5 protein-coding genes are annotated in these 10,283 nt (G+C 72.1%); 3 read left to right on the forward strand and 2 right to left on the reverse strand.

The features are described from left to right. The first annotated feature begins 414 nt into the window (after window positions 1-414). Complete coding sequence (locus SM577_RS12365; protein WP_474586930.1) at window positions 415-1,470, forward strand: hypothetical protein; 1,056 nt, start codon at window positions 415-417, stop codon at window positions 1,468-1,470. Between the two features lies 1 nt (window position 1,471). After that, complete coding sequence (locus SM577_RS12370; protein WP_302919667.1) at window positions 1,472-2,149, forward strand: class F sortase; 678 nt, start codon at window positions 1,472-1,474, stop codon at window positions 2,147-2,149. 67 nt (window positions 2,150-2,216) lie between these two features. Here SM577_RS12370 and SM577_RS12375 read toward each other — a convergent pair whose 3' ends face one another. Continuing rightward, entirely contained in the window at window positions 2,217-7,274 is a 5,058-nt protein-coding gene (locus SM577_RS12375) for an NAD-glutamate dehydrogenase (RefSeq protein ID WP_474586931.1), read from the reverse strand. Window positions 7,275-7,562: 288 nt separating this feature from the next. On the opposite strand from SM577_RS12375, the gene SM577_RS12380 reads away from it, so the two are divergent. After that, complete coding sequence (locus SM577_RS12380) at window positions 7,563-9,512, forward strand: penicillin-binding transpeptidase domain-containing protein (protein ID WP_302919183.1); 1,950 nt, start codon at window positions 7,563-7,565, stop codon at window positions 9,510-9,512. A 76-nt stretch (window positions 9,513-9,588) separates the two neighbouring features. On the opposite strand, the gene SM577_RS12385 is transcribed toward SM577_RS12380, so the two are convergent. Next, window positions 9,589-10,283: pentapeptide repeat-containing protein (locus tag SM577_RS12385; RefSeq protein ID WP_474586932.1), on the reverse strand; the 695-nt coding region annotated here is incomplete at its 5' end.

A 10,283-nucleotide genomic window follows, 5' to 3' on the forward strand; every position in this document is an offset into this window, starting at 1 on the left:
CTTTCCGAACCGCGTGCCGCCGATTCTTGCATGGGAGCGCTTCCATGGCAATGCCTCTATGTCTCCCGCTCGACCGCCCGCCGGGTCCGGCGCCCGGAGCCCCGCCGGGCCGGACGATGGCGGCGGCCACCCCGGCGACGGTCCGGTTCCGCACTCCCCCGAACCCGGACGATCCCGCCGACTCACCCCGGCGAGCGCCGGACGGACCCCTAGCGCGCCAGGGGTCGGGAACCCCGCGACGCCCACCAGTCGGCGGCACATGCGATGAAAGCCGCTTACCACCCCGATAGCCCTCATCCCCGTCAAACTCTTAAACACGAATCTTTCCTCTCATAGGTCGTGAAACGGTCTAACGTCGGTCCTAGCTCGGATGTGGCCGAGCCGAGGACAACAGGGGATGGAGTGACGCAGGTCATGGGTAAGAAGATGCTCGGAAAGGTCGTCGCGGGCGCCGCCCTCGGCGGTGCCTCGCTGCTGGTGTTCTCGCCGGCGGTCGCGTACGCCGACGGTCACCACGACGACAAGGACGGCAAGGTCTTCGCCAAGCCGCACGTGGTCAAGCCCGGGGACGAGGTCAAGCTCCTCGAGGTCTGCGAAGAGCCGCAGAAGCACGCGTACGTGTGGTCCAAGGTCACCGGCAAGGTCAAGCTCAAGCCGGTCGACGGGCGCGAGGACCACCGTGACTGGCGTGGCGGGGAGGAGGACCGTCGCGACGAGCACGGCAAGGACCACGACAAGGGCAAGGACCACGAGGACAAGGGCAAGGACCACGACAAGGGCAAGGACCACGAGGACAAGGGCAAGGACCACGACAAGGGCAAGGACCACGAGGACAAGGGCAAGGACCACGACGGCCGCGGTGACGAGACCGGCAAGCCGCAGCCGAACGGCCAGGGCGGCGGCGCCGCGGACTCCGGCCGCGAGGAGGACCGCAAGGACTGGAAGGGCGACGAGCACGGCCAGGACGCCGAGCACGGCAGCGACTGGAAGGACCGCGAGGAGTCCGGCCGCGACGGCGACAAGAAGGACCACGAGAACAACGACCACGGCGACTACGGCGACTACGGCGACGAGTCCGACCGGGGCGACCACGGCTCGGACTGGAAGGGCCACGACGAGAACGGCAAGGACCACGAGGACGGCAAGGACCACGAGAACGGCTGGTCCGACGAGGAGTCCGGGGACTACGGCAAGGACGAGGACCGCTGGGAGCACAAGCGTGACTTCGTCTACTACGGCGAGGCCAAGGTGGACCGGCACGCCAAGCCGGGCCGCTACAAGCTCGAGGGCTCCTGCGGCAAGGGCGAGCTGGTCGTCCTGCCGCGTGGCGGGGTCGACGGTGGTGACGGTGGCGCCGGCGCCGGCACCGACCGCGAGCTGGCCGCCGCGGGCGCGAGCCTGATCGGCGCCTCCGCGCTGGGCGGCATCGTGCTGCTGCGTCGTCGTCGGACCGATGCGTCCTACGCGTGACGTGACGGCGACCCGGGCCGGCGGCCGCCACGGGATTCCGTGGCGCGCCGCCGGCGCGGCCGTCGTCGTCCTGCTCGCCATGGTGGGCGCCGGCCTGGTCGGCGCGTCGCTCAAGGGCACGCCCGCTCCCCGCCCGCCCCAACCCCTGGCCCAGGCGGCGGCCACGCCGAGCGCCACGCCGTCGTTCGACACGTACGACGAGGCGCCGGCCGCCGCCGGGCTGCCCCGCTCCACCCCCACCACGATCACGATCCCCCGGATCGGGGTCGACGCGAGCATCATCTCGTTGGGCACCAACCCGGACGGCACCGTCCAGGTCCCGCCGCTGGAGCGGGCCGAGCTGGCCGGCTGGTACCAGCCGGGACCGAGCCCGGGCGAGGTCGGCAACGCGGTGATCGTGGGGCACGTCGACTCGGCCAAGATCGGGCCGGCGGTCTTCTTCTCGCTCGGCGCCCTGCAACCCGGGGACACCATCACCGTCGCCCGCGAGGACGGCCGGCCCGCTACCTTCACCGTCGAGTCGGTCCAGCGGCACCCGAAGGACGCGTTCCCCACCGAGCTGGTCTACGGCCCCAGCGACAAGCCCAGCCTGCGGGTGGTGACCTGCGGCGGGGTCTTCGACCAGGCCGCCGGCAGCTACCCCGACAACGTGATCGTCCTGGCCACCATGGCGGAATGACCAGGCAGAGCAGAAAGCGGTCCGGCCGGTCGGTTTCACCGACCGGCCGGACCGCTGGGTGGATCGCTCAGGCCGCGGCCGAGGTCCGCACCAGCGTGCGGATCTGGCGCAGCAGCACCGACAGGGCGGCCAGGTCCGCCCGGGACTCGTCGAACTCGCCCATCGCCCGCTCGGCCCGGTGGATCGAGGTGGCGTTGGACTGCTCCCACTGCAACACCCGCTCGTGCGGGGGCAGGCTGTCCGGCGTGGAGTCGAGCACCTCCGCGGTGAGCGCGGCCAGCGCGGCGTACAGGTCGTACCGCAGCGCCATCCGGGCCAGCGTCTGCCAGCGGTCCTCGCGCGGCAGCAGGGAGATCTTCGACAGCAGCGAGTCCACCCGGAACCGGTCGGAGAGCACGAAGTAGACCGAGGCGACCTCGCCCACGTCGCGCCCGCTGCTGGCCGCCGTCTCGACCACGTCGAGCAGGCCGAAGCTGTACATCAGCCGGGTCGCGTGCTCGGCCAGGTCACGCGGCAGCCCCCGCTCGGTCATCGAGTCGATGTGCGCCGCGATCGCCTCCCGCTCGCTGCCGTAGAAGAGGTTCTCCAGCCCCGGCAGCAGCCGGGCCACCCCGTCCCGCAGCCGGGCGATCTCCGCCGGCACGTCGATCGGCGAGCGGCGGTTGGTCACCAGCCACCGCACCGCGCGGTCGAGCAGCCGGCGGGTGTCCAGGTAGACGCTGGTCTGCAGCTCCGGGGCGACCTTGTTGTCCAGCGCCTCCACCGCGTCCCAGAGCGCGCCCAGGCCGAACACCTCGCGGACCACCACGTACGCCCGGATCACGTCGGCCGCGCTGGCCGCGGTCTCCTCGACCACCCGGAAGACGAACGAGATGCCGCCCCGGTTGATCGCCTCGTTGACCAGCACCGTGGTGACGATGTCCCGGCGCAGCCGGTGCCGGCCCATCCGGTCGGCGAACCGCTCGCGCATCGGGGTCGGGAAGTAGTTGACCAGGACCTCGGTGGTCCAGTCCTCGTCCGCCAGCCCCTCGTTCAGGATCTCCTTCTCCAGGACGATCTTGACGTACGCGAGCAGCACGGCGAACTCCGGCGCGGTGAGCCCGGACTCGCTGCGCACCGCCAGCTCCTCGTCCGGCGGCAGCGCCTCCAGGGCCCGGTCCAGCGCGCCGGAGCGCTCCAGCTCGGTGATCATCCGGCGGTGCACCGGGAGCAGCGAGGCGGCCTGCGCCTGGGCGTTGTTGATCGCCCGGGCCTGGTCGTAGTTGTCCCGCAGCACCAGCTCGGCGACCTCTTCGGTCATCTCGGCGAGCAGTTCGTCCCGCTCCGGCACGGTCAGCTCGCCGTCGGCGACCGCCGTGTTGAGCAGGATCTTGATGTTCACCTCGTGGTCGGAGCAGTCCACCCCGGCCGCGTTGTCGATGAAGTCGGTGTAGATCCGACCGCCGGTCAGCGCGTACTCGATCCGGCCGAGCTGGGTCCAGCCCAGGTTGCCGCCCTCGCCGGCGACCCGGCAGCGCAGGTTCTTGCCGTCCACCCGGATCGCGTCGTTGGACTTGTCGCCCACCTCGGCGTTGGTCTGGCTGGACGCCTTGACGTAGGTGCCGATGCCACCGTTCCAGAACAGGTCGACCGGCGCGGTGAGGATCGCCTTCATCAGCTCCTGCGGGGACAGCTGCGCCACGTCGTCGTCCAGGCCGAGCCGCTCGCGGACCTGCGGCGAGATCGGCACCGACTTGGCGGTACGCGGGTAGACGCCACCACCAGTCGAGATCAACTCTGGGTTGTAGTCCTCCCAGGACGACCGGGGCAGCTCGAACAACCGCTTCCGCTCGGCGTACGAGGTGGCGGCGTCCGGGTCCGGGTCGAGGAAGATGTGCCGGTGGTCGAAGGCGGCCACCAGCCGGATGTGCTCCGACAGCAGCATCCCGTTGCCGAACACGTCGCCGGACATGTCACCGACGCCGACCACCGTGAAGTCCTGGGTCTGGGTGTCGTGGCCCAGCTCGCGGAAGTGCCGCTTGACCGACTCCCAGGCGCCCCGGGCGGTGATGCCCATCTTCTTGTGGTCGTAGCCGGCGGAGCCGCCGGAGGCGAACGCGTCGCCGAGCCAGAAGTTGTGTGCCGCGGAGATCTCGTTGGCGATGTCGGAGAACGTGGCGGTGCCCTTGTCCGCCGCCACGACCATGTACGGGTCGTCGCCGTCGTGCCGGACCACGTCCTCCGGCGGCACGATCTCCCCGCTGAGGATGTTGTCGGTGACGTCCAGCAGCGCCGAGACGAACTCCTTGTAGCAGGCCACCGCCTCGTCCCGGTCGCCCGGCTTCTGCTTCAGCACGAAGCCGCCCTTGGCGCCCACCGGCACGATCACGGCGTTCTTCACCATCTGCGCCTTGACCAGGCCGAGCACCTCGGTGCGGAAGTCCTCCCGCCGGTCCGACCAGCGCAGCCCGCCCCGGGCCACCGGCCCGAACCGCAGGTGCACGCCCTCGAACCGGGGCGAGTAGACGAAGATCTCGAACTTCGGCCGGGGTGCCGGCAGGTCCGGGATCGCCTGCGGGTCCAGCTTGAAGGCCACGTACGCCTTCGGCCGCCCGTCCGAGCGCTTCTGGTAGAAGCTGGTACGCAGGGTGGCCTGGATCAGCGTCAGGTACGAGCGCAGGATGCGGTCCTGGTCGAGGCTGGCCACGTCGTCCAGCGCGGCCCGGATCTCGGTGACCAGCTCGCCGCTGCGCTGCTGCCGCTGCCCGGCGTCCATCGCGCCCGGCACGAACCGGACCTCGAAGAGCTCGACCAGCAGCCGCGCGATCCGCGGGTAGGCGATGAAGGTCGACTCCATGTAGTCCTGGGAGAAGACCGTGCCCGCCTGCCGCAGGTACTTCGCGTACGCCCGCAGCACGACCACCTGGCGCCAGGTGAGGCCGGCGCGCAGCACCAGCTCGTTGAAGCCGTCGACCTCGGCCTCGCCCCGCCACGCCGCCGCGAAGGCGTTCTCCACGTGCGGGCGCACCTCGGCCAGTTCCTGGTGCCCCTCGGGTAGCTGGAGCCCGAAGTCGTACAGCCAGATCCGGCCGTCGACCCGCTCCACCTCGTACGGGTGCTCGTCGACCACCCGGACGCCGAGCGAGTGCAGCACCGGCAGCACGGCGGAGAGCATCATCGGCTCGCCGTAGCGGTAGACCTTGAACCGCACGTCCATCGGCTCGGCCTGCTCGGCCTCCGCCGGGCGGGCCCCGGGGCGGGGCGCCAGCTGCTTGCGGAACAGGTGCATCTCCAGCTGGCCGGGCTCCTCCAGCAGCTCCAGCTTGGCCAGGTCCTTCATCGCCTCGTACGGCGTGTGCCCGTCCTTGTAGCCCTCCGGGAAGGCGTCGGCGTACCGGCTGAACAGGTGCTTGGCCTGCTCGTCGCCGAGCTTGCGCTCCAGCACCAGCCGGTAGTCGTCGTCCCAGAGCCGGGTGGCGTCGGCCAGCTCCTCGGCGAGCAGGTCGGCGTCGATGTCACCGGGCGGGCGGTTCGGGTCGGTCCGGACGATGAAGTGCACCCGGGCCAGCATCGACTCGGTCACCCGGGTGGTGTAGTCGACACCCACGCCGTTCAGCTCGCGCAGCAGGATGTCCTGCATGCGCAGCCGGTTCTGGGTGGTGAACCGGTCCCGGGGCAGGTAGATCAGGCAGGAGATGAACCGCCCGTACGCGTCCCGGCGCAGGAAGACCCGCAGCTGCCGACGGCCGGCCATGCGCAGCACGCCGATCACCGCGTGGTAGAGGTCGTCGGTCTTGATCTGGAACAGCTCGTCGCGCGGGTAGGTCTCCAGGATCTGGAGCAGGTCCTTGCCGGAGTGGCTGCGCTGGCTCAGACCGGAGCGGTCGAGCACCTCGGCCACCTTGCGCCGGACCACCGGCAGCTCCCGCACGCTGGTGCGGTACGCGGCGGTGGAGAACAGGCCCAGGAAGCGCCGCTCCCCCACCACCTCGCCCGCCTCGTCGAACACCTTGAACCCGATGTAGTCGAGGTAGGCCGAGCGGTGCACGGTGGCCCGCGAGTTCGCCTTGGTGATGATCAGCAGGCGCTTCTCGGTGACCCGCTCGTGCGCCTCGGGCGTCATCGACGACAGCGACCGGGCCTCCGGCGAGTCCTGGCGCAGGATGCCCAGCCCGGTGCCGAGCACCGCCTCCAGCGCCTGGCCGCCGTCCGCAGCCCGGGTGAGCCGGTACTCGCGGTAGCCGAGGAACGTGAAGTGGTCGTGCGCCAGCCAGCGCAGCAGCTCGACCGAGTCGGTGATGTCCTTCTCCGGCACCGGCGGCCGGTTGTCGCTCGTCCGGGCGGCGGCCAGCTCGTCGGCGAGGGAGAGCGCCCGCTGGCGCATCTTCGGCCAGTCCTCGACGGCCTCCCGCACGTCGGTGAGCACCCGCTGCAACTCCCGGCGCAGGGTGTCCCGCTCGGCCGCGTCGCGGACCGGGTCGATCTCGATGTGCATCCAGCTCTCGACCAGGTCGCCGGCGATCGCGTCGTCCGGCTCCACGTCCGCGCAGACCTCGGTCAGCCGGCCGAGCGGCTCGCGCCGGACCACCACCAGCGGGTGGACCAGCAGGTGCACGTCGAGGTGGTGCGAGTTGAGCAGGGCGGTCACCGAGTCGACCAGGAACGGCATGTCGTCGGTGACGATCTCGATGACGGTGTGGTGCTGGTCGGCGTCGGGTTCGTGGATCCGTAGCTTCAGCTCACCCGGGACGCGCTGCCGGGCCAGGTCGCGGTGGGCCTGGGCCGCGGCGAGCATCTCCTCGGCGGTGAAGCCGATCAGCTCCTCGTCCGGGGCGAACCGCCAGAAGCGGCTGACCAGGGTCGCCGCGTCGTGGTCGTCCCCGGCGAGCGCGACCGCCTGGGCCACCAGGCGCTCCGCGTTCGGTACCGGTTCGTCGAGCTCGGTGTCCTCCACGTCCCCCGCCAGCGAATCCGGCGACAGGCCCAGGTCGTAGATGGTGTCGATGCTCGAACCGGTCATCCCGGTCACTCCTGTGTCGAGTCGGCCGAAACCGTCCCCGTCGGTCGCCGAATCGAAGCTGTCGTCCCGGCTGGTGTCATCCTGCCGGAGGTCGGGTCCCGGTTTGATCGCCGGACGCCGGTCCATCGGTGCCACTCCCCTCGACCCACCGCGTTGTGGGTCACTCTCCCGCCCAGCCTAGGCCCTCCCGCTTTGGCGCTTCCGCGGCGGACCTCCGGCCGGACGTCCGGATCGGGACTCTGTCCTTTCACCCGTTGCGGGTACGAGGTTGGCCGGCTCAGGAGTACCCCGCCGCGCGATGTTCATCACACCGTCACGGGTCCGTCTTCCCGCCCGTCCGCCCCCAACCGGGGACGATGCGGACGGCGGGCGCGTACTAACGTGCAGGCAGTGGAAGATCCAAGGAGCTGCGCCATGCGTCCGTCGTACCCCCGTCGTCACGGCCGGTCACTCGCCGCGCTGGCCGCGATCGTGCTCGCGGCCGGCGGCCTCACCGCCTGCTCCGACAGCGACGGGCCGGAACGAAGCGTGGACGCCTTCCTCGCCGGCTGGCGCTCCGGCGACCTGCAGGCGGTCGGGTTCGTCGACCCGACCGGCGCGAAGGTGCCGGCGGCCGACGTCGCCCGGGAGATCAAGGAACTCTCCGGCGAGCTGGCGGCCACCCCGCCGGCGCTGAGCCGCCGGGGCGAACCGAAGATCACCGCGGACACCGCCACCGCGGTCGTCAAGGTCGAGTGGACCCTGCCGGGCGACACCCGCTGGGCGTACGACCGGTCGATCCGGCTGACCCGCGGCGGCGACGACCAGTGGCAGGTGATCTGGGAGCCGAAGGTGGTGCAGGAGCAGCTCAGCCGGGGCGACCGGCTCGGGCTGCGCCGGCAGACCGGACCGCGGGCCGCGGTGCTCGACGACGCCGGCCAGCCGATCGTGGCGCCCCGACCGGTGGTCCGGGTGGGGGTGCAGCCGAGCGAGGCGACCGACGTCCCGGGCCTGGTCCGCAAGCTGGACGCCGCGTTCCGGGCGATCCGGCCGGCGATCACCCCGCCGGTCGACCTCTCCGGCCTGCCCAAGCGCCTCGCCGACGCCGACCCGGGCGCCTTCGTCGAGGTGGTGACCCTGCGGGAGGACGCCTACCGGCAGATCAAGTCGCGGATCTACGACCTGCCCGGCACCAAGTTCCGCTCCGACCGGCTGGATCTCGCCCCCACCCGCGAGTTCGCCCGGGCGGTGCTCGGCTCGGTCGACCCGGCGCAGGCCGACGACCTGGCCCGGCACCCCGACCGGTACGCCGCCGGCGACCTGGTCGGCCACGGCGGTCTGCAGGGGCGCTACGACGAGCGGCTGCGCGGCACGCCGGGGCTGAGCGTGATCATCGAGCGGCCCGGGCCGGACGGCACCATGACGCCGACCGACACCGAGGTGTTCCGCCGGGACCCACAACCCGGCAAGCCGCTGAAGACCACCCTCGACGTGGCGACCCAGAACGCGGCCGACGCGGCGCTGCGCGGCGAGCGGCGGCGCGCGGCGCTGGTGGCGCTGCGGATCAGCGACGGGGCGGTGCTCGCCGCGGCGAACGGCCCGGGCGCGGCCGGCGAGAACCTCGCCTTCACCGCCCAGGTACCGCCGGGATCGACCTTCAAGATGGTCAGCGCGCTCGGGCTGCTGGACCGCGGCGCGGTCACCCTGGACGGGCGGGTCGACTGCCCGAAGACGTTCACCGTCGACGGCCGGGCGTTCAAGAACTCCGACAACTTCGTGCTCGGCTCGGTGCCGTTCCGCACCGACTTCGCGAAGTCCTGCAACACCGCGTTCACCGCGCTGGCCCCGAAGCTGGGTGCGGACGGGCTCGCGGTGGCCGGCCGGTCGCTGGGCCTGGAGGGGCAGTGGGACGTCGGCCTGGACGCCTTCACCGGCAAGGTCTCCGCCAACGGCGGCGCCACCGAGCAGGCCGCCGCCGCGATCGGCCAGGGCACCACCGTGGTCAGCCCGCTGGCCATGGCGTCGGCCACCGCCGCCGTCGCCCGGGGCCGCTTCGAGCAGCCGAAGCTGGTGCTGGACCCGGCCCCGGCCCAGCCGGCCGCCCCCGGCCAGCCGCTCAGGGCCGAGTCGGTCGAGGCGGTGAAGACGATGATGCGGGAGGTGGTCACCGCCGGCACCGGCACCGCCCTGAAGGACGTGCCGGGCGACCCGGTGCACGGCAAGACCGGCACCGCCGAGTACGACAACAACCCGGCGCACACCCACGCCTGGTTCGTCGGCTGGCAGGGCGACGTCGCGTTCGCGGTCTTCGTCGAGCAGGGCGGCGCGAGCACCGCGAGCGCCGTCCCGATCGCCGAACGCTTCCTCCGCGCCCTCCCCCGCTGACCCCCTACGGGGGCCCCGCAGCGTTGATCAAGCGGTTTGCGTCAACCACCGACCGGGTTCTGACACAACCCCTTGATCATTTTCCCGAAGCAGGGGGCGGGCCGAAACGAGGGCGGATGTGGCCCTGTGGCGGCGAGGTGGGTGCGCGAGTGCCGGCCCCGCTTCGTCGCCGCGCTGGTCCTCCGCGTGCGCGACCTGCCCACGTCGCCCTCGTGGTCGGCACGTCGCCGTCCTGGTCGGCACGGTCGCCGTCCTGGTCGGCATGGTCGCCCTCGTGGTCGGCGGGTCGCCCTCGGGGTCGGTCCTCCCGGAAGCCGACACGGTGGGAGCCCTGTCGAGCTGCCCCGTCGATGGGACCACCGGCTGGCGATGACCCGCGTTCGCGCTCGCGCTCCACGCGGATGCCCCGGTAGACGGGGCAGCTCTGAAGCGTCCGCGGGAGTGGTGGGGCCGCCGTGCGGCGCGTCAGGCGATCCCGGCGCTGGGGTGGGCGGTGTCGTCCTCCGGTGCCGACAGGTCGTCGTCGGGGTCGGACTGGGCGGGCGGTTCGGTGACCAGCGGGTTCCGGCGCAGCAGCCCAGGACCGGCGGCGGCGGGCGGCCCGACCGGTTCCAGCCCGACGGAGGTCGGCCCGACGGAGGTCGGCCCGACGGAGGGCGGCCCGACGGAGGACGGCCCGACGGAGGACGGCCCGACGGAGGACGGCCCGACGGAGGACGGCCCGACGGAGGACGGCCCGACGGAGGACGGCCCGACGGAGGACGGCCCGAC

Source organism: Micromonospora desertarenae, from assembly GCF_056150265.1.